24 protein-coding genes and 3 pseudogenes are annotated in these 25,222 nt (G+C 38.0%); 7 read left to right on the top strand and 20 right to left on the bottom strand.

Annotated elements, in window-relative coordinates:
• Positions 1-175 precede the first annotated feature (175 nt).
• A complete protein-coding gene (locus tag A2U94_RS11005) occupies positions 176-559 on the top strand; it encodes a hypothetical protein (RefSeq protein WP_025907667.1) in 384 nt (127 codons plus the stop codon).
• A gap of 176 nt (positions 560-735) precedes the next feature.
• Here A2U94_RS11005 and A2U94_RS11000 read toward each other — a convergent pair whose 3' ends face one another.
• The 12 genes and pseudogenes from A2U94_RS11000 to A2U94_RS10945 form a co-directional block, all read right to left on the bottom strand.
• Positions 736-2,910: a DNA topoisomerase III gene (locus tag A2U94_RS11000; RefSeq protein ID WP_025907666.1), complete on the bottom strand. Its 2,175-nt coding sequence runs from the start codon at positions 2,908-2,910 to the stop codon at positions 736-738.
• Between the two features lie 159 nt (positions 2,911-3,069).
• Positions 3,070-4,079: pseudogene (locus A2U94_RS10995) on the bottom strand (aldo/keto reductase).
• Positions 4,080-4,296: 217 nt separating this feature from the next.
• The gene (locus tag A2U94_RS10990; RefSeq protein ID WP_025907665.1) at positions 4,297-4,719 is read right to left on the bottom strand and encodes a cytidine deaminase; all 423 of its coding nucleotides are present in this window, start codon (positions 4,717-4,719) and stop codon (positions 4,297-4,299) included.
• The gene (locus A2U94_RS10985; RefSeq protein ID WP_025907664.1) at positions 4,716-5,570 is read right to left on the bottom strand and encodes an MBL fold metallo-hydrolase; all 855 of its coding nucleotides are present in this window, start codon (positions 5,568-5,570) and stop codon (positions 4,716-4,718) included. Before A2U94_RS10985 ends, A2U94_RS10990 begins: the two co-directional genes overlap by 4 nt.
• A gap of 111 nt (positions 5,571-5,681) precedes the next feature.
• Positions 5,682-6,153: pseudogene (locus A2U94_RS10980) on the bottom strand (nucleoside deaminase).
• A gap of 85 nt (positions 6,154-6,238) precedes the next feature.
• Positions 6,239-7,555, bottom strand: coding sequence for an MATE family efflux transporter (locus A2U94_RS10975; RefSeq protein WP_025907663.1), 1,317 nt, complete (start codon positions 7,553-7,555; stop codon positions 6,239-6,241).
• Between the two features lie 56 nt (positions 7,556-7,611).
• Positions 7,612-8,442, bottom strand: coding sequence for a nickel import ATP-binding protein NikE (nikE, locus tag A2U94_RS10970; RefSeq protein WP_025907662.1), 831 nt, complete (start codon positions 8,440-8,442; stop codon positions 7,612-7,614).
• Positions 8,443-8,468: 26 nt separating this feature from the next.
• Positions 8,469-9,272 carry a nickel import ATP-binding protein NikD gene (gene nikD / locus A2U94_RS10965; RefSeq protein ID WP_035319858.1) on the bottom strand — a complete coding sequence of 268 codons (804 nt, stop codon included), beginning with the start codon at positions 9,270-9,272 and terminating at the stop codon, positions 8,469-8,471.
• Positions 9,273-9,277: 5 nt separating this feature from the next.
• A complete protein-coding gene (gene nikC / locus A2U94_RS10960; RefSeq protein ID WP_025907661.1) occupies positions 9,278-10,111 on the bottom strand; it encodes a nickel ABC transporter permease subunit NikC in 834 nt (277 codons plus the stop codon).
• A gap of 5 nt (positions 10,112-10,116) precedes the next feature.
• Entirely contained in the window at positions 10,117-11,052 is a 936-nt protein-coding gene (gene nikB, locus A2U94_RS10955) for a nickel ABC transporter permease subunit NikB (RefSeq protein WP_025907660.1), read from the bottom strand.
• 20 nt (positions 11,053-11,072) lie between these two features.
• Positions 11,073-12,638, bottom strand: coding sequence for a nickel ABC transporter substrate-binding protein (gene nikA / locus A2U94_RS10950; RefSeq protein ID WP_051567049.1), 1,566 nt, complete (start codon positions 12,636-12,638; stop codon positions 11,073-11,075).
• Between the two features lie 204 nt (positions 12,639-12,842).
• Positions 12,843-13,337, bottom strand: coding sequence for a GNAT family N-acetyltransferase (locus tag A2U94_RS10945; protein WP_025907658.1), 495 nt, complete (start codon positions 13,335-13,337; stop codon positions 12,843-12,845).
• Positions 13,338-13,532: 195 nt separating this feature from the next.
• On the opposite strand from A2U94_RS10945, the gene A2U94_RS10940 reads away from it, so the two are divergent.
• The 5 genes from A2U94_RS10940 to A2U94_RS21530 all read left to right on the top strand — a co-directional run bounded on the left by A2U94_RS10940 (position 13,533) and on the right by A2U94_RS21530 (position 18,519).
• Positions 13,533-14,036: a peroxiredoxin family protein gene (locus A2U94_RS10940; RefSeq protein ID WP_025907657.1), complete on the top strand. Its 504-nt coding sequence runs from the start codon at positions 13,533-13,535 to the stop codon at positions 14,034-14,036.
• Positions 14,037-14,356: 320 nt separating this feature from the next.
• Entirely contained in the window at positions 14,357-14,716 is a 360-nt protein-coding gene (locus A2U94_RS10935) for an ArsR/SmtB family transcription factor (RefSeq protein WP_025907656.1), read from the top strand.
• A 31-nt stretch (positions 14,717-14,747) separates the two neighbouring features.
• Positions 14,748-17,216, top strand: coding sequence for a heavy metal translocating P-type ATPase (locus A2U94_RS10930; RefSeq protein ID WP_025907655.1), 2,469 nt, complete (start codon positions 14,748-14,750; stop codon positions 17,214-17,216).
• Positions 17,217-17,358: 142 nt separating this feature from the next.
• Positions 17,359-18,336 (top strand): SDR family oxidoreductase, encoded by a 978-nt coding sequence (locus A2U94_RS10925; RefSeq protein ID WP_025907654.1) that lies wholly within the window; start codon positions 17,359-17,361, stop codon positions 18,334-18,336.
• Positions 18,337-18,354: 18 nt separating this feature from the next.
• On the top strand, positions 18,355-18,519 hold the full coding sequence (locus A2U94_RS21530; RefSeq protein ID WP_175384198.1) for a hypothetical protein: 165 nt from the start codon (positions 18,355-18,357) through the stop codon (positions 18,517-18,519).
• A 39-nt stretch (positions 18,520-18,558) separates the two neighbouring features.
• Here the strand turns inward: A2U94_RS21530 and A2U94_RS21525 are convergent.
• The 8 genes and pseudogenes from A2U94_RS21525 to A2U94_RS10890 all read right to left on the bottom strand — a co-directional run.
• A pseudogene (locus A2U94_RS21525) lies at positions 18,559-18,753 on the bottom strand (aspartate:proton symporter); the annotation flags it as partial.
• A 78-nt stretch (positions 18,754-18,831) separates the two neighbouring features.
• Positions 18,832-19,713, bottom strand: a complete 882-nt coding sequence (locus tag A2U94_RS10920; RefSeq protein ID WP_025907653.1) for a Cof-type HAD-IIB family hydrolase — start codon at positions 19,711-19,713, stop codon at positions 18,832-18,834.
• 135 nt (positions 19,714-19,848) lie between these two features.
• On the bottom strand, positions 19,849-20,283 hold the full coding sequence (locus tag A2U94_RS10915; RefSeq protein ID WP_025907652.1) for a protein-tyrosine phosphatase family protein: 435 nt from the start codon (positions 20,281-20,283) through the stop codon (positions 19,849-19,851).
• Positions 20,284-20,407: 124 nt separating this feature from the next.
• On the bottom strand, positions 20,408-20,827 hold the full coding sequence (gene arsC, locus A2U94_RS10910; RefSeq protein WP_025907651.1) for an arsenate reductase (thioredoxin): 420 nt from the start codon (positions 20,825-20,827) through the stop codon (positions 20,408-20,410).
• A 24-nt stretch (positions 20,828-20,851) separates the two neighbouring features.
• Positions 20,852-22,150 (bottom strand): arsenical efflux pump membrane protein ArsB, encoded by a 1,299-nt coding sequence (locus A2U94_RS10905; protein ID WP_025907650.1) that lies wholly within the window; start codon positions 22,148-22,150, stop codon positions 20,852-20,854.
• 162 nt (positions 22,151-22,312) lie between these two features.
• Positions 22,313-23,434, bottom strand: coding sequence for an RNA-guided endonuclease InsQ/TnpB family protein (locus A2U94_RS10900; protein ID WP_025907649.1), 1,122 nt, complete (start codon positions 23,432-23,434; stop codon positions 22,313-22,315).
• Positions 23,406-24,038 carry an IS607 family transposase gene (locus A2U94_RS10895; protein WP_025907648.1) on the bottom strand — a complete coding sequence of 211 codons (633 nt, stop codon included), beginning with the start codon at positions 24,036-24,038 and terminating at the stop codon, positions 23,406-23,408. The genes A2U94_RS10900 and A2U94_RS10895 overlap by 29 nt, the downstream gene beginning before the upstream one ends.
• A gap of 115 nt (positions 24,039-24,153) precedes the next feature.
• Positions 24,154-24,504 carry an ArsR/SmtB family transcription factor gene (locus A2U94_RS10890; RefSeq protein WP_025907647.1) on the bottom strand — a complete coding sequence of 117 codons (351 nt, stop codon included), beginning with the start codon at positions 24,502-24,504 and terminating at the stop codon, positions 24,154-24,156.
• Between the two features lie 256 nt (positions 24,505-24,760).
• On the opposite strand from A2U94_RS10890, the gene A2U94_RS10885 reads away from it, so the two are divergent.
• A complete protein-coding gene (locus A2U94_RS10885; protein WP_025907646.1) occupies positions 24,761-24,958 on the top strand; it encodes a hypothetical protein in 198 nt (65 codons plus the stop codon).
• The last annotated feature ends 264 nt before the right edge of the window (positions 24,959-25,222 follow it).

Genomic DNA, 25,222 nt, shown 5'->3' with positions numbered 1-25,222 from the left:
CATACATGTTTTATCTGTTGAGAATCATGTTTTGCTAAGCTAACTACTTAAGTAGATTCGTAGTACTGCTTCCAATGAAGCAATCTATAAATAAATAATTTATTCCTGTACACCAATATACCTTTTTTATACAATTAAGTAAATAACAACAAACTATATTAAAGGTGATTAAAGAATGAAGAAATTAATCAGCTCGGTAGTTGTAGTAGGTTTATCTATTTTAGGGATTATTCTTACCTTAGGTGCAATTGGTACTACTCTGCTCGTTATTAGTGCTGCTGTTGGCTTAGGAAGAGATGATGTCGTAGGTTTTGCTGATAATAAATACATAATTGGAAGGCCTCCAACCTCTTATAATCTTTATGAAAAGAACAGCGGTACAACCATTTTAGATAATATAATAGGCTACAAGACAGAAAACGGTAAAACGTATGTGTTTAGTACAGACTCGAGCTATATTGTAATTGATGAAGAAAAGGAATCTTATCTGAAGAAAGAAGTGGAAGAAAGAGATGCCCGGTATGACAGACTTCTAAAAGAAATGGAAAGATTAGAATAAACGTCATAAAAAGGAGAACTTAAAATGGAGCTAGAAACTAGCAGGTTAAAACTCATACATGTACTTCAGAAACAGTTAAGGTTGCAGTTGAGCAAGGCTATGAGAATGGATCTCAAATCTTATATTAATTAAAGTAGCTACACAACAAGTCTAGTGACTGATTGTGTAGCTACTCTTTATTTTTCAAACAAAAACTGAGTCTTATCTCCTTTTAACTCAAGCTTCGCGTCAAAGATCTTGTCTCCTTTTTTAAAGCCTTTTATGAGGTTCGTTTGCCCGTCTTTTAACAGCTTTTTCGCATTGGCTTGCGAGATCGTTTTCCCAAGAATTTTTTTTGAAAATGTAAAATTGCACTGATTACTTTGGTAATTAGAACAGCCATAAAACGTTCCTTTGTCAACGATGTCACCATCACATTTTTTGCAGCTTCCTACTTTTGTTCCAGTCGTCTTACCTTTTCCACCTTTTTTACCTCTTGTTTGCTTGAACTCACTGAGATCAAATCCGTCAAATGACCAATGGTTGCTTTGTTCCTTTGCATCTTCAATTAACTTAAGAGAAAGCTTCTTCGCTTGTTCCATAAACTCTTGAGAAGATGCTTTTCCTTGACCAATTTCATGAAGACGCTGCTCCCACTTGGCCGTCATTTCAGGTGATGCAAGAATACTTGGTCCAATTGATTGAATTAGTACTTTTCCTTTATTCGTGGCAAACACCTGATTCTTCTTCACTTCGATATACTTGCGATCGCGAAGAACGCTAATAATTCCTGCACGTGTGGCTTCTGTCCCTAGCCCCTGCGTTTTGGTTAACACCTTCACAAGCTCGTTGTCATCTAAATGCTTTCCAGCTGTTTTCATTAGCGTGATAAGCTGACCTTCCGTGTAGCGCTTTGGAGGCTGTGTTTTTCCGTTTTTCACCTTTACATCCTGAACAATTCCTTCTTCTTTTTCCTCTAGTGAAGGAAGGTCCTGCTCATCCTCATCTGCGTCTTTTTCTTTTTGCTTCCCATAAATAACTTTGCGCCAGCCTTCTTGGATTTGCTCTTTTCCTTTTGAAATAAACGTTGCCCGTCCTTCGACGAGCGTGTGAATGGTCGTATAGTCGAAAATGGATTGCTTATAGTGTGCTGCAATTAATCTTTTGACAATGAGCGTATAAATGTTGGATTCTTCCCCTGACATTTTAGCTGGATCTGTCACCTGCTCTGTCGGAATAATGGCATAGTGATCCGTTACTTTCTTTTCGTTTACATACCGTTTATTATTCATAATGGACTCAATAGGAAGAGGGAAAAATTCCTTAAATGCACCAAGCTCACTAATCTTTGCAAGCGTATCTGGAAACATTCCCGCTTCTTCTTTTGTCACATAGCTCGAATCAGATCTTGGATAAGAGATAATCCCTTTCACATAAAGCTTTTGCGCAATTTCAAGCGTTTTTTGCGGTGAGTATTTGAACATTTTATTAGCTGTTGCTTGTAATGAGGAAAGGTTGAATAAAAACGGTGCTTGAAACTCTTTGCGCTCCTTTTCAATGGAATCAATAACCGCATTTTTCCCTTTACAAAACTGCATAATTTTATGGGCCATCTGCTCATCAGTTAAGCGAGAATCACCGTCTTTATGCCACTTACCGTGATATATTTTGTTGTCCATATTAAACGTAGCCAGCACTTCCCAAAACGGTTCAGACTTAAAATTTTCAATTTCATGCTCGCGCTTAACGATCAAAGCAAGCGTGGGCGTCTGCACTCGTCCTGTCGAAAAAACGTCTGAAATTCCTTTTTTCTGAAGCAAGAGCGTGTATGCTCTAGAAGCGTTCATTCCGATTAACCAATCCGCACACGCTCGGCTTAACGCTTCGTAATAAATATCTCTTGTTTCTTGTTCTTCTAACAGGTTTTCAAAACCGTTTATCACTGCTTTTGGCGTTAGCGAAGAAATCCAAAGGCGCTTCATCGGCTTGCTGTTTTTACAAAGCGTTAGGATGATTCGAATGATTGCCTCCCCTTCACGCTCAGCATCACCTGCGATAATAACTTCATTCACTTCTTGTCTATGTAGTAAATCTTTAATAATTGAAAACTGCTTCCACTTTGACTTCGTTACGCGATGTTGAAACTGCGTGGGCACAATCGGGAGCGTATCAAGCGACCATTTTTTCCACTTTTGATCGTACTCTTCGGGTGGTACAAGCTCACATAAATGTCCAATTGCCCACGTTAAATATGCTCCTTCTGGAAACAACTGATTCGGGGCAATCTCCACATAGCCGTCCCGCTTTTTAAACGAAAAAGGCGACGCTAGCTTTAGCCCTTGATCTGGTTTTTCTGCAATAATTACCTTCATTTAGTTAATCACCTTATATCTTTAATTCATTAAAATAGCGTTGCTCAATTGTATTATTTTATCATATAAATGCTTTTAAGAGTATGTTGGAGTGATTAGCACCCTATCAAATAAAAAAACCTCATCTCTACACAAGTAGAAAAATGAGGTTTTTTTCACTTAGTTAGCCGGTAGTGGTACATGTGGTGCCACAAGATTTTCTTTACGCATTTCTTCCCAGAAAGCGGCTGGAATTGCTGTATTTAATGCTTCTTTATCTTCTAAAATACGCTCAGGTCGGCTAGCTCCTGGGATAACAGCCGACACTGCAGGGTTTGCAAGTGCAAACTGTAAAGCAGCAGACTTAATGGTAATATGATGACGCTCAGCAATTGCTTTCATCTTTTCAACTTTGGCTATAATCTCCGGTGATGCTGGTTGGTATTCAAAATGTGTGCCACCTGCAAGAACTCCGGAACTATATGGCCCCCCTACTACAATAGCCATGTTGTGTTTTACTGCTGATGGCATTACCCGTTCTAGTGCACGTTCGTGGTCTAAAAGCGTGTAGCGCCCAGCTAAAAGCGATACGTCTGGTTTTGCTTCTTCTAATTCAAGCATTATTTCAATCGGCTCGACACGGTTGACACCAAGCCCCCAACCTTTAATAACCCCTTCTTCACGAAGCTGAGTCAGCACTCGAAAAGCCCCTGTTCTTGCTGATTCAAATTGAGCTAGCCATTCGTCTCCGTAAAAATCTTGCGCTACGTCGTGAATATAAACAAAGTCGATACGATCAGTCTTTAAACGTTCTAGACTTTGTTCAATGGAACGGAGCGTTGCATCTGCACTATAGTCGTTAATAATTTTATTTTTCCTTCCAAATTCAAACAGGCCACCCTTTTCACCAAAATCACGAGCTGAAGGATCTTCTAACTCGTCTAAGATGACTCGTCCAACTTTTGTACTTAAGACATACTCATCTCGATTTCGATGTGATAGTGCTTTTCCCAGTAGAATTTCTGCTAATCCTGCTCCGTAAAAAGGTGCTGAATCAAAATAGCGAATTCCATTTTCCCATGCAGCATCTACTGTAGCTATGGCTTCTTCTTCTGGAATGGAATGTTTCTGTACATGTTCCCAAGTGGAGCTGTACCGAATCCAAGCTTACCTTTTAGTATTTCTTTCATTGTTTGCATCTCCTTTTACGATTATATTCTGTAAATTAACCATTTATAAGCTTTTATAAACAATCACATTCATTAGATATGTATTCATTATGACGCGTATAAAGAGATAAAAAAAAGTACGTACTTCCAAGTAATATAGTCACTAAAAAGTAACCTCTTCATTAAAAAAAGCCTACTTTTCCTTAGCAGACTTTCCGAGCATTAATCATTACTTCTTTTATCTTCTTGTATACTTAAGAGGAAGTAACTCTCCAATTGTCGTTTTCACTAATTTACCGTCTACTTCCAATATCACGTAGCAGTTTGGTGCATAGTCTGAAATAAGCTCGCGACACATTCCACATGGGCTCACCACTCGAATGGTTCGATCTTCTTCATCACTATAAGGGTGCCTTACAGCTACAATCGTATCAAAGCTTTTATACCCATTTGAAACGGCACTTCCAATAGCGATGGCCTCTGCACAAACGGTCACTCTGCCAATGTACGCTTCAATATGAACAGTAGAGATAATCTCACCTGTTGCTAAGCGAATAGCTGCTCCTACATGATGCTTATCATCTTCATACAGTGCCGTAATCTTTTGCTTAGCCGCTTCAATTAATTCCAAATCATGTTGATTAAGTTCTAATACTTTCATTGCTTTTCCTTCTTTCGGTTACCTTGTAGAAAATAGTCCAGTAGCTCTTTTTCTTCTTCATTAGGACTTCTATGTACCTCTTCCTTAAACTTAGTAAGCATTTCTTGTTCAGACAGATAATCTTCAGCAATTTTGGATAGCTGCTGTAGCTGGTCGAGATATTTAAAGAGCTCAGCTTTTGTTTCTACATGATCATGAGATGTTGCATACCAGTTTGCATTGTAAGAGCGTACTTGTTCGATAACCTTTTCTAACTTACTAGAATCATAGCTCCAGCTTCCGCTATAAAAGTCAGGGCTTAAACAATCGCCTAAAAACACCATTTTTTCTTCTGGAATGTAGATGACTGAGGAGTCTTCTGCATGGTCGCCTCCAATATGCTCGATTCGGCAGCTTATGCCCCCTAAATCAACTTCTAAGCTTTTATCAAATGTAATAACAGGTGTTTGAATATGTAAATTAGAGCGGTCAGGAAGCTCTTTTTTTATCATCTCCTGACAAAATTCAATTTCAATTCCATCTCTCACTCGTTGATCTAGCGCCTCGTTATCCCATGCAAACGACTGATATTCTTTTAATCTAGCTTTTGTTAAATCATGTGCAACGCTTACAGCATCAATAGCTTGTAGTCCAAACGTATGGTCCCAGTGCCAATGAGTAAGCGCGACAATATCAATCTTTTTTTCCGTAACGTTTTGAAGCTCCACTTGGAACAGTTCAGCATGAGCAGGTGAATTACCGCTATCAATCATTAGACAGTGCTTCTCCCCAACAACAGCTGCTAGCAAAGGTCGGTCCGTTTCAGGCTGATGATCTAAATAATAAATGTGTTTACCAATAGGTTTTAACATAACCTTCTCCTTTTTTATCTTACTATTTTTTATTGTACGAAAATTTAAGATTAATTGAAACAGCATATACAATAAAAAACCTGCTGATCATCTTCAGCAGGTTTACTCTCATTATTTCTTATGAAGCCTCACATGCAACTTCCGAACTTCCTCAGCTAATTCAGGGACAGGTCCATCTACTTCAATACCCTTCACCACTTCTTCAATCGATAGGTTACGCACAGGTGACGGAGCAACGTTTAGCTCGTGCAGCCACTGGGCTAGCTGGTTCGATGAACTTGCATAGATAATTTTCCCTAACCCAACCGTGCGCAGCTGAGCACATGGGACAGTGTTCACCTGATGTATAAACAATTGCACGCGCTCGCTCTTCTTTTGATAAGTGCTCGGCTGCATAGCGCGCGATTGAGAATTCAGGGTGCTGCGTATCGTCACCGCTTGAAATACGGTTATAGTCTTCAAAAAGCACGTTGCCATCTTCTGAAACTAGAATAGAACCAAATGGCTGGTTTCCTTCTTCAAGCGCGCTTTCAGCCAATTCCACACAGCGCTTAAGGTGCTTTATATCCTGTTCTGTAATCATCTATATTGCCTCCTATCAGTTATTCTATTTACAGAATAACTGATGCACGTATTTCTTTCCAATTTTCTACCCTTTGAAACATTTATTAAGCTGCGTTCTGTTGACTTAAAAATCGTCTATTTAAGCTAGGAAGATACATAACTAAAAATACCGACCTTCCAACCGTATATAAAGTAAATGCTAGCCAAAGCCCGTGATTATGCCATATCGGCGTCGCTACTACCTGTGCAACGATGTATAAAAGCATCGCATAAAGCATTGAGTTTCGAATCGGTGCAATATAGGTTGCTCCGGTGAATGCGCCGTACATGACAAGCCCTAAACAAGCTACAAACGGATATAAAATGAGCCACACTCCATACTCAGTAGCAAGCGTAATAACGCTAGGTAACGTTGTAAAAAGCTTAATGATTGGTTCTAAGAAAGCTGTGTATACCCCGGCTATTACAAAAGCTACAATGACGGCCCACTTCCTCGATAGAGATAAAGTTTGGATATACAAACTTCGATCCTGAGACCCCACTGCTTTTCCAACAAGAATACTTGAAGCATTCGCAAAGCCATCAAAGAAGTAAGCCATAATATAGTGAATTTGAAATAGCACCGCGTTAGCTGCTAAAAATTCTGTGCCGAACGAAGCTCCTTTAGCTGTAAATAAGTTAATAACAACTAACAAGCAAATCGTACGTATGAATAAATCTTTATTCACGTTAAACATTTTTTTAACGGATGCTGTATCGAATAGAACACCTATTGAAGGTGTTTTCCACTTAAACGGAGATGCTTTAGAAACAATGAATAATCCTAAAATAAATGCTGTGACTTCCGCTATTAATGTAGAAGCTGCGACGCCTTTTACTCCAAAAGAAAAGACCTCTACGAATAGAATGGCAAGCGTCATGTTTAATACGTTCGTTATAATTTGCAATGAGAGAGATTGCTTAATCTTAGCCATTCCCATCAGCCAGCCTAAAATCACATAATTCATTAATGTAAAGGGTGCTCCCCATATGCGAATTGTAAAATATTCAACAGCCAATCGACTTACGGCTGCATCTGGAGACACAATTGCCAAAGCTGCACGCTGAATCGGTACCTGTAGCAGAATAAAAATAAGTCCAACCGCTAGAGCGATTAAAAATGGACGGGACAACGCAAGGATTCCTTGCTCAGAACTGTTGGCTCCATTAGCTTGTGCTGCAAAAGCAGATGTGCTAACGCGCAAAAAACCAAACAGCCAATATAATGTATTAAAAATAAGTGCTCCAACTGCTACACCACCAATATACGCAGGGTCTGAAAGTCGCCCAACCACAGCCGTATCGACAGCTCCTAATAAAGGCGTCGTCATCGTTGAAATCGTTAGTGGAATTGCGAGAGCAAGATATGTACGATAATTCAATAGGTCACGCTCCTTTTTCAAAGATAATAGCCTTGATTATAAAAACCAAGGCTTTTTTACGCATGGGCATACGCTTTTTCTTTTGTTCCAATCGAACGAAAGCGCGGATGCTCTGCAAGAATCGAGCTTCTCATTTCTTTCACTGCTGAATGTTCCGAAGTGAAAAACTCATGTTTTGAATCATACTGTTGTACTAGTTTTCCTTTTTCTAATACTCCAATTCTATCGCTGATTGTATACGCAGCTTTAATATCATGCGTAATGAAAAGATAAGATAGCTGGAAGTCTTCTTTTAATCCTTGCAATAGCTCTAGTATTAATGTTTGGGTCACCATATCCAGGCTACTAACCGCTTCATCTAATACAATTAATTTTGGCTTTAATGCAATTGCCCTTGCAATATTAATTCGCTGCAACTGTCCACCGCTAAACTGATGAGGATATTTCTTCAAATCATTTTCACTAAGTCCTACTCTTTCCAACAGTTCGATAACAGCTTTCTTTTGCTGTGCTATCGTTAAGCTTTCGTAGTTTTCTAGCGGTTCAGCAATAATGCGTTCTGCTGTTAAACGGGGGTTAACCGAAGAATATGAATCTTGAAACACCACTTGAAGATCACGGCGAATTTGCTGATGAATTTTCTTATCTGCTTTGTAAAGATTCTGACCTTGAAATAAGACTTCACCATGCTCAGGCTGTTCTAAGCCAAGGATTACTTTCCCTAACGTACTTTTACCGGCTCCACTTGTCCCAAGCAGTCCTAGACATGTTCCTTTTTCTATAGAAAATGAGATATCAGAAAGCACTTCTCTTGAATGGCTTTCTTTTTTAAAAAAACTCCTGCTTTTATAGCGATGGCTAACGTTATTCACTTGTAATAAAGTCATTTCTTCACCTCTTTACGAATTAATGATTAATCTAGATTTAACATGGGTCTAGATTGTAAAACCTTCTTCGTATACTCATGCTTTGGATAATCAAATAATTTAAATACATCTGTTTGTTCTACGATTTCACCTTTTCTCATAACTGCTACTTGATCAGCCATTTCAGCAATCACGCCTAAATCATGCGAAATTAATAAAATAGCTGACCCATAATCAGCGCGAATATTATTTAAATGAAGTAATACTTTCTTTTGATTATAAACATCAAGAGCAGTTGTCGGTTCATCTGCAATAATAACAGCTGGATTTAAACAAGCCGCAAAAGCAATCATCACGCGCTGAAGCATGCCCCCACTTAGCTGAAAAGGATACTGCTTTAAAATGCTGGCTGGATCAGGTAAATTGACGGCTTTCATCGCTTCCACAGCCATCTCTCTAGCTTGTTTCTTATTCCATTTTGTATGAGAGCGAATCGTTTCAACAAATTGATGCCCAATTGTAAAAACCGGTGTGAAAGCATTCATTGGGTTTTGCATGATAAAGGCAATTTCTTTACCACGAACGGTACGCATTTCTTTTTCATCCAGTCCGTTAAGCTCTTTACCGTTTAGAAGAATACTCCCATCGACATGTACGTTTTTTTGCTGAAACAGCTGTAGGATTGCTGTGCTGGTGACAGTTTTTCCTGAGCCACTTTCTCCTATTAATCCTAGCACTTCGCCACGCTTTAGATTTAAATTAATATTTTGAACCAAAGAAGTGTGGCCACTCGCTGCTTTTTTGTATACGTGTAAATTCTTCACTTGTAAAATATGTTCCAACTTCTTCATTCCTTTTAGAACTGACGTTTGCTTCCATATCGCTCTGATAAAGCTTCACCTAATAAATTAAACGTAACCACGACAAGCATGATGGCTAAGCCTGGATACAGCATTAGTTCAGGGTTTGTTCGAATATAGGATTTCCCTTCATGAATCATTGCGCCCCACTCTGGTGTTGGAGGCTGGACTCCTAGTCCAAGAAAAGACATTGCAGATATATCCATGATGGCCCATCCCATTTCGAGTGTACCCATGACAGCAAGTGGAGGCAGTACGTTTGGGATGATATGCTTTCGAATAATCTTCCATTGTGATGAACCGCTAACTTTCGCAGCAGCAATAAAATTTTGTTCTTTTAAGCTCAGTACCATTCCTCTAAACATCCGCGCGTAATAAGCCCACTGCACAAGGATTAAGGCAAAAACAACCTGTGAAAGTCCTGGTCCAAGTATACCAACAAGTCCAAGAACAAGAATTAGACTTGGAAACGCCATAATACCGTCGCATAGCCTCATTAAAAACTGATCAATCCAACCACCTTTATATCCTGAAAAGGCTCCCACCAATAACCCTATTACCAGTGATGAAACGAAAATAAGCGTCGCAAACCCCAATGAAATGCGCGCTCCATATAAAAGACGTGAAAACGTACAGCGACCTAGATGGTCCGTTCCAAGCGGATATTCAAAAGACGGTGACTGAAGCTTATGAGCTAGATTAACAGCAATTGGATCATTAGGCGCAATGAAAGGAGCGAATATAGCAGTGATAAAAAGAATCCCTAATATAATCGAACAAATTGCAATTACCTTTTGAGATTTAAATAGTTTATAAATGCCTAACTTCATCACTACTATCCTTCTTTCCTTGAAATCCGAGGATCAATGTACATTTGAATTAAATCCACAATCAAACTACTAACAATAAATAAAACAGCCGCAATTAACACATAGCATTGAATGACAGGAATATCTCGATTAAAAATTGCTTCAATAAAATAGCGGCCAAACCCAGGCCACGAAAAGACCGATTCAACGATGATTGTTCCTGTAAGCAACTTACCAAGGTTCATTCCAAGTCCCGTAATCATTGGAGAAATAGCAATCCGTAAGACGTGCTTTGTCATAATTACCCTCTCACTAATTCCTCGTGTTCTAGCAAATAACACATAGGGTTCTTCTAAGTTCTCTAGAACACTCGTACGCAGTAGCCTTGTATACATAGCAATTAGCGGAATAGCAAGGGTAATCGCTGGCAACACAAGATGCTTCCAAGTCCCAACCCCTTCCACCGGAAACAGATCAAGCTTAACAGAAAAGAAAAAGATTAAAATATATCCTAACCAAAATGTAGGAATAGATGCTCCGAAAAAAGAGATGACTCGGCTGATATGGTCAACAGCACTATTCTTCTTTATTCCAGCGATAAACCCTAAAGGGACGCTGACAATGATCGCAATTACAAAGCTTCCAAAAGCTAGCTGCAGCGTAGCTGGCAAGCGGACCATTACTTCATCTAAAACCGGCTGATTTGAAAGATAGGATATGCCGAAGTCGAGCTGGCATATCCTGATAATTGCATGTACATATTGAAGAAAAAATGGATGATCTAATCCAAATTCTTGTCTTTTTTGCTCTAAAATCTCATCTGTTGGCTGGATATGGGCTGCTGCCAAATATGCTTCAGCTGGATCAACAGACGAAAGATGAATCATTCCAGTTGTAATAAGCATTACAAAAAGAAATACAGGAACAATTGACATCATTCGTTTTAGTATAAAATAGCCCATAACGCACACCTCTTAACTACTTACTGTTTAATGTTAATACCTGCAAATGGATGTTCATCTCGATTAGCAGGGAAAGTAAAGTCTTTTACTTGTTTTTGATAGACTGCTGTTTTCTTAATATAAGAGATAGGTACAATCGCCCCTTGCTCTTGTAAAGATGTTAGAATTGATGTATATAACTCTTGTCGTTCTTTTTCATCCGTTGTTTTTGGAACTTCTACCATTTGTTTAATCAGCTCATCTTTGTTAGGGTAAGCTGAAATAGCTTCCTTAAAGCCGTAACCGTCTGAAGCCACAACGTTTACAAATGTGTGAGGATCATAGGGAGCCCCATAGTTACTAAAGAAGTTAATATCAAACTCATTACCTTTAAATCGCTGAACTTGCTCAGCTAACTCCACGCCAACAATGTTTAGCTTTACACCAAGAGCTGCCCATTCAGCCTGCAGCGTTTCAGCCATTGTTTTTTGAATGTTCTCTGCTGAGTCATACATTAATTCCACTTCTAGTGGCTGTCCGTCTTTTTCTCGCACTTCTTTTCCTTTTGGTAACTTCCATCCAGCTTCATCTAACAACGCTTCAGCCTTTTTCACATCATAATCTACTGGTTTGGCGTCAAGATTTTTTGTATATGGAAAATTCGTCGGTAAAATATTATCCGCTTTCTCCTCTACGCCTGACGTCACGCCTTCAACCATTGCTGCTTTATTAAAACCATACTGTAGTGCTTGACGAACGCGCTCATCTGCAAGCTGTTCCTTTTTCGTGTTCATGACAAGCTGTCTTGTTGCAACAGGTTCTGAAATGCTTGTTTCATAGGTATCATTCGCTTCTAATTGTTTAAACGTATCCAAGCTAATTGAGCCTTCACCGTAGAGCAAGTCTACTTCACCTTTTTCAAAAGCAAGCACTCTCGTTTCTGCATCAGGAATTACTTTCACTTTAATTTTCTCAACTTTTGGAAGCTCTCCCCAATAGTTCTCATTTCGCTTATAAATTACATATTCATCTTTTTTGTATTCATCTAAAATCCAAGGCCCTGTTCCCACTTCTTTTTCAACACCTTTTGACGTATCTCCGTCTTTAGGGAAACCTGCTTCTCCTAAGAAGCGAACTGGTCGAACAACTGCTAGCTCTTGAATTGTTGGATAGTAAGGTTCGGTTAAAGATAGTTGAAACGTGTTGTCATCAATTACATTAACCTGGTCAATTTTGTTCATAAAGCCTAACCAGCTATGTAAATCTTTATTTTTAAGAATTGCGTCAAAATTCTTTTTCACAATCTCTGCATTAAAATCAGTGCCATCAGAGAATTTCACGCCTTTACGTAAGTGAAACGTATAATTCTTGCCATCTTCAGATATTTCCCAAGATTCAGCAAGCTCAGGCTGTAATTTCCCGCCTTCTTGATAACTTACTAATGGTTCATATACCATCGATTGTGCAAATAATTGGGACGGATTGTATACGTGTGGATTCATTTCTCCCACATCTCTCGGCCAAGCCATCGTTAACATATTATCGTCTTTTTTTACCTCGCTGGCACTATTAGTACAAGCTGTTAAAAAAACTGATAATAAAAGCATACTTATAAAAATACTGTAATAAAATTTCTTCTTAAACACCGTGTTGTCCCCTCTCGAATGACTATGATAATCATTTTCAATTGTATGAAGAAAAAACTGTATTGTCAATACTTCCTAAGCATATTTGTGAATATTTCTGCATATTCATAAATCATTTGTACTACTAGTATAGAAAACAACCCACACTTCGAACCTACTCTATTTTCACAACATTTCTTTTACGAGATTAAACCAAACCTCACCTGCATGTGTTGAGTTTGATTTCCCTTCATTACGATAACCGTTTTCTTCATAAAAAGAAACGAGTTCTTCTAAGCAAGTAAGCGTAATCCCTTCTCTTTTCCGGTTCACGCACACAGCTTCTAACTCATTTAATAGTTTACGAGCAATACCTTGCCCTCGATAATCCGGATGAACAACTAAGCTAAGTACGCTTTGGAAGCCTCCCTCCTTTGGATTTAGATTCGTTTTTTCAAACAAATCATCCGTTAAATAACGTGTAGGAATGACTGGGCCTACGACGTATCCAGTAATTTTCCCTTCTTTATCTTTCGCAATGATAAACGAATCAGCTATAACTTGGATTCTTTCTTTCATTGCGCTTTCAGTTGCCGCTTCTTCAGGAGTGAAGCCCAGTCTTTCAATGACCATTAACTCGCTTAAATCTTGTTCTTCTGGTGTATGATACGTTATGTACATCGTGGGTTCTCCTTTCACTATTAGTTTGAATTCTATGTATTCCTCCGTTTATATCCTAACTCAACCTTACTAAAGTTTCATCTCTTTCTATAAAAAGGAATATCTATTTTTTAGATTACAATCTTAGGATTCCGGGTACTATACATATAGCTTACAAAGTAGTTACTCAAATTTGTATTAAAGGAGAGATTCATAATGGCAAAGTTTCAATTAGGAGATACAATTCCTACCTTCACACTACCAACAATTACAGGTGAAACATTTTCGTTTGATCAGCATCAACAGGAACATAAAAGCTGGCATTTAATCGTATTTTTCCGCGGAGCATGGTGTCCAGTTTGTGAAAGTGAATTAAAAGATTTTCAAGAGCATAAAGGTTTCTTTGATGAACAAAACGTGCATTTATTAGCAATTTCAACCGACCAACAAGAAAGCTTGCAAGAACTAGCAGAAAAAAATGATTTGGCGTTTCCGATATTACAAGACAAGGATTTAACAGCATTAAAAGCGTTCGACGTATACTATCATAGTGAGGATTCTCCATACGAAGATCACGGAACGCACGGTGAACCTGCTTATTTCCTTGTTGACGAAAATGGCAAGCTTTTATACCAACAGCAGCAAACCAGCCCATTTGGCCGCCCGGCAGTAACAGAGCTTCACAAGATTGTAAAGTACATTAAAAAGAACCTAAAATGATAAGAGTGAAAGAGACTGAGACATAAGTAGTTCAGTCCTTACTATACCTGAACGATTGAGAGTTCATAACTTTTAATCATTCAGGTTTTTTGTTGATTGTGAAAACAATGTTGGAAACAGGGTGGAATGGAACGAACGTGTTGAGACAAACTAAAGAGATGGGAACAGCTAGTGTTCGTCTTTTAGAAGCAATCATTTTGTTATGTCCCAAACTCTTTTTTGTGTACTTATCTTATTTACATTCAAATATTTGTTTGAACGTTTTATTATCTTTGTAATATACTATATTCAAACGATTATTTGAATGAAGGGAGATTTCTATGGCAAAGGATCGCTGTGATATTTATTGTTTTAACGAAGAAAAAGTCAATCGAATTAAGCCATCGATTCATACTGAAAGCATTCAAGCAGTCACAAAAACACTCAAGGCATTAGCTGATGAAACACGATTAAAAATTGTACTTGCTCTTTGTCAAAGTGATGAACTATGCGTATGTGACGTGGCAAATATTGTGGAATGTACGGTTGCTACTGCTTCTCATCACCTAAGACTATTACGCAATTTAGATATTGCGAGCTATCGAAAAGATGGTAAGCTTGCTTTTTATTCGTTAACTGATGAGCACATTAAGCAATTGGTTGTAACGATGTTTAAGAACGATTCATCCGTAACGAGCTAAGCTTTTTGTATACTATGAGGAGTTGAAAGAAATGGCACATTCCGATCGAGAAAGTTATAAAGGAGAAAAAAGCTGTTGCCAAGAACAGCATGAAACACAAACAGCATCCTGCTGCGGTTCAAGCAGCGCCAGTTTACAAAAGCATCATACGCATTCATCTTGTTGTACTAGTGAGCCCTCTGAGTCTATTAATCTAGAAAACCCTGGACAAATTGAAACGTATCGCGTCTATGGAATGGACTGTCCATCGTGTGCTGCTACCATTGAAAAGAGCTTGCGAAATCTACATGACATTCATGAAATAAACCTAAATTACAGCACAGGAAAATTACAGGTTTCCGCTGCTCATTCATCTGCATTCTCTCCAATTATACGTCAGGTAGAAAAGCTTGGTTTTGACATTGAACCTCTTCATCACCAAAACTCAAAGACATACCTAATTGAAGGAATGGACTGTGCAGCATGCGCAAATACCATTGTGAATCACTTAAAAAATATATCTGGCGTTCAAGATGTTCGCGTCAACTTTTCAACTGGAAAAGCGCAGGTAGAGCACGACACCCCTACAGAAGAGATTATTCGTGAAATATCAAAAGCCGGCTATACGGCTACCTTGATTACGAGTAGCAGAACAGTTTCTTCTTCTCAAAAAACAAATACGCTTCCGGTAATTACTTCTGGTGTACTTATTGCATTGGGATTCACCAGCTCTCTCTTTGGAATTCCATTATTAATAAGTAACGTTTTATATGCCATCGCGATGATTATTAGCGGCTACAAGCCCGCAAAAAGTGCATACTACGGGATTAAAAGCCGTTCACTCGATATGAATGTCTTAATGACCGTTGCTGCACTCGGAGCAGCAATTATTGGAGAATGGCTAGAAGGTGCTACTGTTGTTTGGCTCTTTGCTTTAGGCGTCATGCTTCAAACAAGATCAATTGAACAAACAAGAAACTCCATTCGTAACTTGATGAATTTAGCCCCTCCTGATGCTTGGGTAAAAACCGGCAATACCTTAATCAAAAAAGCGGTTGAAGACGTCGCCCTTGGTGATGTTCTAGTCGTAAAACCAGGAGACCGTATTCCTTTAGATGGAGAGATTATCCAAGGTGATTCTAGCATTAATCAAGCTCCTATTACAGGAGAGTCTATTCCCGTTGATAAAGCGGTTGGTGATACCGTATATGCTGGCACAATTAATGAAAACGGCTCTCTTGAAATTAAAGTAACAAAGCTAGTGAAAGATACAACGATTTCAAAAATCATTCATCTAGTTGAGGAAGCTCAGGAGAAAAAAGCCCCTACTCAGGCGTTTATTGATAAGTTTGCCGCTATTTATACACCTATTGTCTTTATTTTAGCGCTATTCGTTATGGTTCTCCCTCCCGTTTTTGACGGACTATGGAGTGAGTGGTTTTATAAAGGACTTGAGCTTTTAGTCGTAGCGTGCCCTTGTGCTTTAGTTATTTCCATACCAGTCGCGATTGTATCAGCTATTGGCAACGCCGCAAAAAATGGTGTGTTAATTAAAGGCGGAACCTTTCTAGAAAAAGCTGGCGCTATAAACGCTATTGCGTTTGATAAAACCGGCACACTAACAGAAGGAAAACCAGCTGTTTCAGATGTAATTGCATTGAAATCTGAACAAGACTTACTTGCTGTTATAAAAACCCTTGAAGCTTATTCTAATCACCCCATTGCAAAAGCTATTGTGACATACGCGGATGAAAGAAACGTTGATACGTTAGACGGAGTTAACTTTAGAAGCATTACCGGAAAAGGTGTTCAGGCAACCATCAACGGAACTAATTATTACGCTGGAAATAAAAAGCTGTTCATTGAACTAGGAACTACTTTTGAGAATTTGCAGACTCACGTTGAGCGTTTTGAAGAAAGCGGGAAAACGATTATTATTGTAGGAACAGAAAAAGAGCTTTTAGGTGTGATTAGCGTAGCAGATACCATTCGTAGCACAACTGTATCCGCTTTACAAAACTTAAAAAACACAAGTATTAAACAAACTGTCATGCTAACAGGTGATCATGAAGGAACTGCTAAAACTATTGCTAAAGAAGCTGGCGTAGAGAGATATTTTGCTAACCTCTTGCCAGAAGACAAAGTCAAAGCAATTCAAAAGCTGCAGGCTGAAGGTTATAAAACCGCAATGGTGGGTGATGGAATTAATGATGCTCCTGCTCTTGCTACCGCTGACCTCGGCATCGCAATGGGTGGAGCTGGCACCGATACAGCAATGGAAACAGCAGATATCGTTCTCATGGCTGATAATCTAGAGAAGCTTCCGCACACCATAAAACTTAGCCGCAAAGCTTTAAAGATTATCAAGCAAAACATTTGGTTTTCTATTATCATTAAAGCTATTGCGTTAATCTTTATCTTCCCTGGTTGGCTGACGCTTTGGATTGCCGTATTAAGTGATACAGGCGCAGCCTTACTCGTTATTTTAAATAGTTTACGGTTATTAAAAATGAAAGAATAACTTTATCACGTAGGAACATAACACGCGTTATGTTCCTACTTTTTTTATGAATACTCCCCTTTTACAAAATATTCTCTTCATTTGTTTATCAAAGTGAGCATAGAGATGCTATAGAAGTAAATTTGTTCTATAGGAGGTTTATATGAACGAGAGAGATCAAGAACAGCTGCGTCAAATTAAAGAATTGCAAGAAAAATTCAAGAGCGAAATGCAAAATGATCCTTATCCCCTTTACCCAAACTATGGGAACATTACCCAGTTTAAAGAAATTCCCATCAATGTTCCCGAACAGCGTCAGCTTAGTCAACCGGGTGTAGAAAAATTAATGGTTCCCCTTCCTATTATTGAAAACCCAAACTATCAAGGAAGCGGGAAACTTAAAGGAAAAGTTGCGCTAATTACGGGAGGCGATAGCGGAATTGGTGCAGCCGCTGCCATTGCATTTGCAAAGGAAGGCGCTGATGTCGCCATTGCCTATCTAAACGAACACGAAGATGCAAATCGAACGAAATCTCGAGTTGAAGAACTCGGTCAGCGCTGTTTGTTGTTGCCTGGTGATTTGAGAGAAAAAAAGCAGTGCGTTGCCATTGTTGACCAAACAATTGAAACGTTTGGTGAGCTTGATATCCTTTGCAATAATGTGGGCATTCAATTTCAGCAGCTAGACCTTGTAGATATTACGGATGAACAGTTTGATGAAACGTTTAAAGTCAACATCTATTCTCATTTCTATACGACGCGAGCAGCTCTTCCACATCTAAAAGAAGGAAGCTCAATTATTAATACAGCTTCGGTTGTTGCTTATGTAGGTGAAAAACAGCTTATTGACTACACTGCAACGAAAGCTGCAAACGTTGGCTTTACGCGCGCTTTAGCTAAAAGCGTAGCAAAAAAAGGAATTCGCGTGAACGCCGTAGCTCCTGGTCGAACGTGGACACCTCTTATTCCAGCTAGCTTTTCTTCAGACCAAGTGGCCGTATTTGGTTCTTTTAATCCACTCGAACGTGCAGCCCAACCGTTTGAACTTGCTCCAACATATGTATATTTAGCATCTGATGATTCGAGATTCGTTACAGGGCAAGTTTTGCACGTAGACGGAGGGGAATCAACAAGTTCTTAGTACGAGGAGATGAACAGAGTGAAATATGAGTTTAATAAAGAAGTACAGCTGCTTTTAGTAAATCAATCAGATGATAAAGTAAAAATGGTGTACATTAATAATTCGTGGTCCATGCCAAAAATTGGTCCTAGACCGCCTTATTACTGCTATCCAACTTATAAAATGAACAAACCAATTATTTAAATAAGCACCCTGATACGTAACGTATCAGGGTGCTTATTGTTAATCATCTTCATCAATAATGGCTTTTGGCAAGCCAGAATGTTTTGCCCAGTAGTAAATTATTAAGGAAATAACAGCAATTAAAAATAGATTTAAAGGGTTTCCTAACACTCCAAGCTCTCCGCCAAATGAACCTAAATAAGAAATAATAATCATAACTACATAGTAAACGACTAGCCACCACGTTGACTTTATTAATATTAGGTTTCGATTTTATAACTTTTTTCATACATAAAAAAGCTAACGAGCAAAGAATCTCGTTAACTTCTTAGATTATGCGTTTGGCATAATCGAATTGGTTTTTTCCACTTTAAATCTAGAAAGATAATGATAAACGCCGTTTTCATCACAGCTATACTCTGTCACGTCATCTACAATATCTTTAATATGGTCACCGGCATTTTTCATGGCTACTGCATATCCAACGTACTTAAACATTGGCAGGTCATTATTACTGTCTCCGATACCTAAAATATCTTCATGCGGTAAGTTAAAGTGTTTGAGCATCTGTTGAATTCCAGTTGCTTTATTAACATTCGCAACCATCACCTCTACGTTATGAGGCGATGAAATGGACATTGTAAAATCCATCTCTTGCTTTAACTCTTCAAGCTCCGCTTTCCATTTATTAATATGCTCATAGGTTCTAGCAAAGAAATAAAACTTGGAGAATTCACTGCCTTCAATTTTCTCTTGCCACTGAATCTCTTCTCCGATAGCTTTTTTTCTTGAAAGCCATTCATTAATTTCAACGCTTTCTGGCTTTGGCTCACGAACTTCATGTTCAACATATTCTCTGTCTTGTTGAAGCGTCATTCGCGGTGCTCCATATGGGAATAATTCGTAATAAACTTGGTTTTCCCGTGCTTTTTCAATGACTCTTTCAACCAATTCGCGTGACAGTGAATGCTTAAAGACCATTTCGCCTCCCACATGTCCTGCCATACCATTGGATGTAATGAATCCATCTACTTCAAAGCCTTCAGGCACTAGCTCTGCTATTTCATCAAAAGCTCTTCCTGTTGCAATAAAGACGAAGATTCCTTGTGCACGTAGGTCATCAATAATTTCTTTTGTCTCAATTGTTACTCGATTCGAGCGGTTTAAAATCGTACCGTCCATATCTAAGAAAATAGCTTTAGGCATAAAACTCATAACAATGATTCCCCCTGACTTAAAAATCTTCACTTCGTCAAGTATATCGTTTTCTGCTATTAAACTCAAAGAATGTAGCTTTCAACACTTTATACACGTAAAAACGACGTCTGACCTAACATTTTATCAACGCCTTTAAGCATTAGGAAATAAGCGTTGAAGAGAAGCTTTCATTTCAGGTTTTATATTAATTTTTGATCTAGTAGCTTTCGCTTTTTTCTCTGCTTCTTCTATGCTACCTGCTTCTGCTTCTCCAAGGGCCAGTAATACACCCATCGCTACTGTACCTGTACGATTACTCCCACCTGCACAGTGGAAATAGGTTTTCTTACCTTCTTTATATGATGAAACAACTGCACGGATAGCTCTTTCAATTGATTCGTCTTGTCGCTCTTTATCATCTACTATAGGCATGGGTACACGCAGTGTTGGTTCATCATGTTCGAGAGCCTCTGCTCCCAAATCATAGATTATATCTACTGGATTTGCCAGTATCATTTCTTTTACATCTAACGTACCACCAATTAAAATGCGATTATAAATAAGGGATTGATAGTTTTCACTGTTCATCCTCTACACCTTAAAAATATATGATTTGTATCACTATTTATATGAATCTTGGACCAAAAACTTAGTTTCCTCCTGTCCAATAAATATAAAAAGTCGAGAGGCTAGCTCTCGACTTATCTATTTTTCACTCACCAGTTTCAGCAAAACGTTGGATGCGAGCTCCAATTTCATCACGTACTCGTTGGAAAAACGCCCATTTTTCGTCTTCTGTTCCTTCTGCTTTTGCTGGATCATCAAAGCCCCAGTGCACGCGCTTTACGTGTGGTGGCGTCACTGGACAGTGATCAGCTGCGTGACCACATAACGTCACTACTAAATCTGCAGAGTTTAAAATCTCAGGGTCAATTACATCAGATGTTTGATTTGTAATATCAATACCTGCTTCTTTCATTGCTTTTACAGCATTTGGATTTAACCCATGTGCTTCAAGACCTGCACTGTATACATTCCATTCATCACTTAAATACTTTTTTGCCCAACCTTCTGCCATTTGGCTACGGCAAGAGTTACCTGTGCATAGGAAGTAAATTGTTTTTTTTGTCATGTGTAGCATCTCCTTTTTTGTCTGTTATGAAAGTATGAGTAACCAAATATATAAACCAACAAGCGTAATAAACAATGTTGGGATGGTTAAGATAATACCTGTTTTAAAATACGTGCCCCACGAAATTTTCACTCCTTTTGTTGAAAGAACGTGAAGCCATAATAAAGTAGCTAAAGAACCAATTGGGGTAATCTTTGGACCTAAATCAGATCCAATAACATTGGCATAAATAAGTGCTTCTCGAATGGTTACAGATGTCGCAGTGGCATCAATAGCTAATGCGTCAATCATGACAGTCGGCATATTATTCATAATGGATGATAGAATCGCTGCAATAAAGCCCATACCGATTGTTGCCGCGAACAATCCTTGGTCGGCAACTGCTTGAATAACGTTTGCTAACACTTCAGTAAGCCCTGCATTACGAAGACCGTACACAACTACGTACATACCAATTGAGAAAAAGACAACTGCCCAAGGTGCACCTTTTAATACAGTTTTTGTTTGAACTGCAGGACTTGTTCTTGCCATAAGCAAGAAGAATACGGCAATGATACCTGCAATAATAGAAACAGGCATGCCTATAAACTCTCCTACAAAGTAACCGACTAGAAGCAGAGCTAAGACAAACCAAGATAAACGAAACATTTTTTGGTCTTTAATCGCTGCTACTGGCTCCTGTAAATGGGTTACATCATAGCGCTTTGGAATGCTTTTTCGGAAATATAAATACAGTACTAAAATACTCGCAAACAGTGCAAAGAAATTTGGAATAATCATGCGAGACGCATATTCTGAGAACGTAATACCAAAAAAGTCAGCAGACACGATGTTTACTAAGTTACTTACCACAAGCGGTAACGATGTTGTGTCAGCTATAAATCCACTTGCAATAATAAACGGAAATACCATCTTTTCATCGAGCTTCAATGCTCGAACCATTGCAAGTACAATCGGCGTTAAAATAAGGGCCGCACCGTCATTTGCAAAAAATGCAGCAACTAACGCTCCAAGTAAGGAAACGTACACAAACATACGAATACCATTTCCACCAGCAGCACGCGCCATGTGAAGCGCTGCCCATTCAAAAAAGCCAATTTCATCTAAAATTAATGAGATAATAATAATAGCAATAAACGTTAACGTAGCGTTCCAAACAATTTGCGTTACGTCCCAAACGTCACCGAAGTTAACAACGCCAACTAGAAGAGCAATAACTGCTCCCCCTATCGCCGACCAGCCAATCGATAAATTCTTTGGCTGCCAGATAACAAACACTAAAGTCACCAAAAAGATCAGTGATGCTAAAACAACTGATGTCAAATTTTAACCCGTTGCCAAAAACCTATAAAAATCTATAAGCAATGTTTATTTCCTGTTTCTTTGTATCTGCTTTTGCCGAAGCTACTCACATTTGATATGATACTCCACAGGCGTTAATTCGGGTACAACGAACCCTACACATTAGTAGTGTCTTGTAAGTGACTAAGCTACTAATTCTCCATATTTAGCTAAGTTTAACGCAGCATTCATATCTCTATCTATCTCTAATCCGCAGTCACACTTGTAAACTCTATCAGATAATTTTAAATCTGATTTAATTTGTCCACAGCACGAACATGTTTTAGAAGATGGGAAGAAACGTCCAACTTGTATAAATTCAATTCCGTATTTTTCACATTTGTATTTCATTTGACGGAGAAATTCATACATCTTTTGTTTGGCTACTGCTTTAGCTAAATGACGATTTTTCATCATTCCAACTACATTCAAATCTTCCATCACAACTTTACAAGGTTTGGTTTTCACGATTGTATTTGTTGCTTGATGAATGTGGTTGTTTCTAATGTTAGCTAACCGTCTGTGTAGATTTCGTATTTGCTTTTCGATTTTTATAATGTTACATGTTTTGACAAATCGGTTTCCCTCCTTATTCATCTCATATTTTCGAGAAACGCTTCGCTGTAACCTACGTAAACGTTTCTCAATCTTTCTCACTTCTTTTGTTTTGTTAATGTTTTTGAACACCATTTCATTCGAGCAAATTGCTAATTCTTTAACTCCTAAATCTACTCCAATTACTTCATTCGTTAATTCTTGTTTTACTTGTTCTTGCTCTACTCCAACAGAGATATACCAATACTTTCCGTCAAAAGATACTCTAGGATTAGTATATTTCACTCCCATTGGGACTTGCTCAGAAGTTGCAACCCATCCTACTTTTTCAATTAACACCGTGTTCTTTTTTACTTTAAGTTTCACATTGTCATTATAGAAAGAAGGTTTAGATTTCTTCTTAGACTTGAATCTTGGACGTTTCGCCAAACCTTTAAAGAATCTCTTATATGCATCACAAGCATCTTTAACAGCTTGTTTAGCTACATTATTTGATACTTCACTCAACCATTGGAAGTCCTCTTGTTTTTTAATTTGTGTGATTTCTTTTCTTAAAACATTGTCAGATAAGAATTTCAACCCTCGTTGATAATTTTCTTGTTGTCTAGCTAATGTCCAATTGTATACCCATCTTGCCACACCAGTAGATTTCCATAGTTGAATTTCTTGTTCTTTAGTTGGTTTAATTCGTATCTTCTTTGCTAGTATCATTCTCTTTCAACTCCTTAATTAATTTCTTAGCCTTATTCGCCCGTCTCCCTTGTAATTTGCAACTAAATACAGTAACAATTTGAATTAAATCTTCGACCAACTCTTGATCATCTGTCTTTGGAGTATTGTCGATAACCTCAATCTTTGTTCCGTATTTAGCAAATAAATTTTCCAAGAGTTCAAATCCGAATCGTAATAACCTATCTTTGTATAAAACTACAACTCTATCTACTTTGTAATTTAGGACTAAATCAATAACATCATTTAACCCTTTTTTGTTGTAGTTTATGCCACTACCTATATCTTTCACAATCTTAAATGGATTACCTTGAGACAGTAAGTATGATTCCATGTTTTCCACTTGTCTCTGCAAATCATCCTTTTGCTTATGAGAAGATACTCGACAGTAGCCGATAGTTATTCTCGATTCTGATTCAGGAGAATGTAAACCAAGAAAATATTCAAGTTGTTGTTGAGAGTAATAACGGTGTCCAGAAGGTGCAGTATATTGTGGATTTAATTTATTTGTCTTATCCCAATTTCTCAAAGTCTGAACTGTTACTCCGATTTCTTTTGCGAATTGACCAATACTGTATTTTTTCATACATTTCATTCTCCTTTGAATTAGTGGATAATTCTATTATATTATGAAATGTATGAAAAATCAATAGTTTTTTATAGATATTTATAGATTTATTCTAACTGTTTATTACCTCCAATTACTCACAACAATTAATACGAAGCCCTTTTTCTTCTAACTCTTTTAAGCGTTGATCTTGGCTTGGTATCGACGCGAGTATACTAAGTATAAAATGATAATTCTCGCTTTCTTTATTAAGCGAATAGAAAATCCATTGTCCTTTTCGTCTTTCTCTTACTAGCCCTACATCTCTTAGCTTGCGGAGATGCTGGCTGATTGCTGGCTGACTTGCACCATAAATATCAACGAATTCACATACACAGCACTCACTATGTTCCATCAGCTTCATCATAGATAATCTCGTTTTATCACCGAGCAGCTTTAAAATTTGAGCCGCTTTTTCGATTTCAACGACCGTTTTAGTTTCCATTATGACACCTCCCCTTCACAACTGAATCAATATATAATAATTTGCTTATATGTTTATGTGAACTATAATATTGTTTGAAATAATTTTCAAGACTTTTTTAGTATCAGCGGTAAATAAAAAAGTATGAACGTCTTGAGGCATAAGCCAATTTTAATAAATCAAAAAAATTTGATTAAATAACTTGATTTATCTGAAATTTCCATCTATGCTTAATTCATCAAGAAAATTTGATGAAGAAAGTAAAGGTGATGAACAAGTGAGAGTAAACAATTCTGGAAACCTTTCAGTAGAGTACTTTATTTCTTATTTTCAACTAGTTATGAACACTCAAACGATGAAAGCACATGAAGCTAAAGAGCTTATATTTAAACGATTCTTCAACTATGATCCACTTCTTAGAGGCAAAACAACTTATTCTAACTTTGAAAAAGCCTACCTTGCATTTACACAATAAATCAAAAAAATTTGATTAAGGAGCATTCCTGTTAGAAGGATTTTCGGGGACTTGAACAAAAAAGAGCCCTCTTGGTATGATACGGGGTGTCAAATCATAGCGCGAATTGACCCCTAACTTAGTTAACCAAGGAGGCCTCCAAAGTGGATTTTAAACAAAATCAGAAAATAAATCAAGTCACCGAGAATACACTCGTAGTAGGAATTGACATTGCCAAGCGAAAACATTTTGCTTGCTTTGTAGATGATCGTGGTCGGGTGCTCC

The sequence above is a fragment of the Bacillus sp. VT 712 genome (genome assembly GCF_001614195.1).
In the GTDB taxonomy this organism is placed as follows: domain Bacteria; phylum Bacillota; class Bacilli; order Bacillales; family Bacillaceae_H; genus Priestia; species Priestia flexa.
The sequence above is the reverse complement of the archived record's forward strand: the minus strand, read 5'-3'. Positions and strand labels throughout refer to the sequence as shown.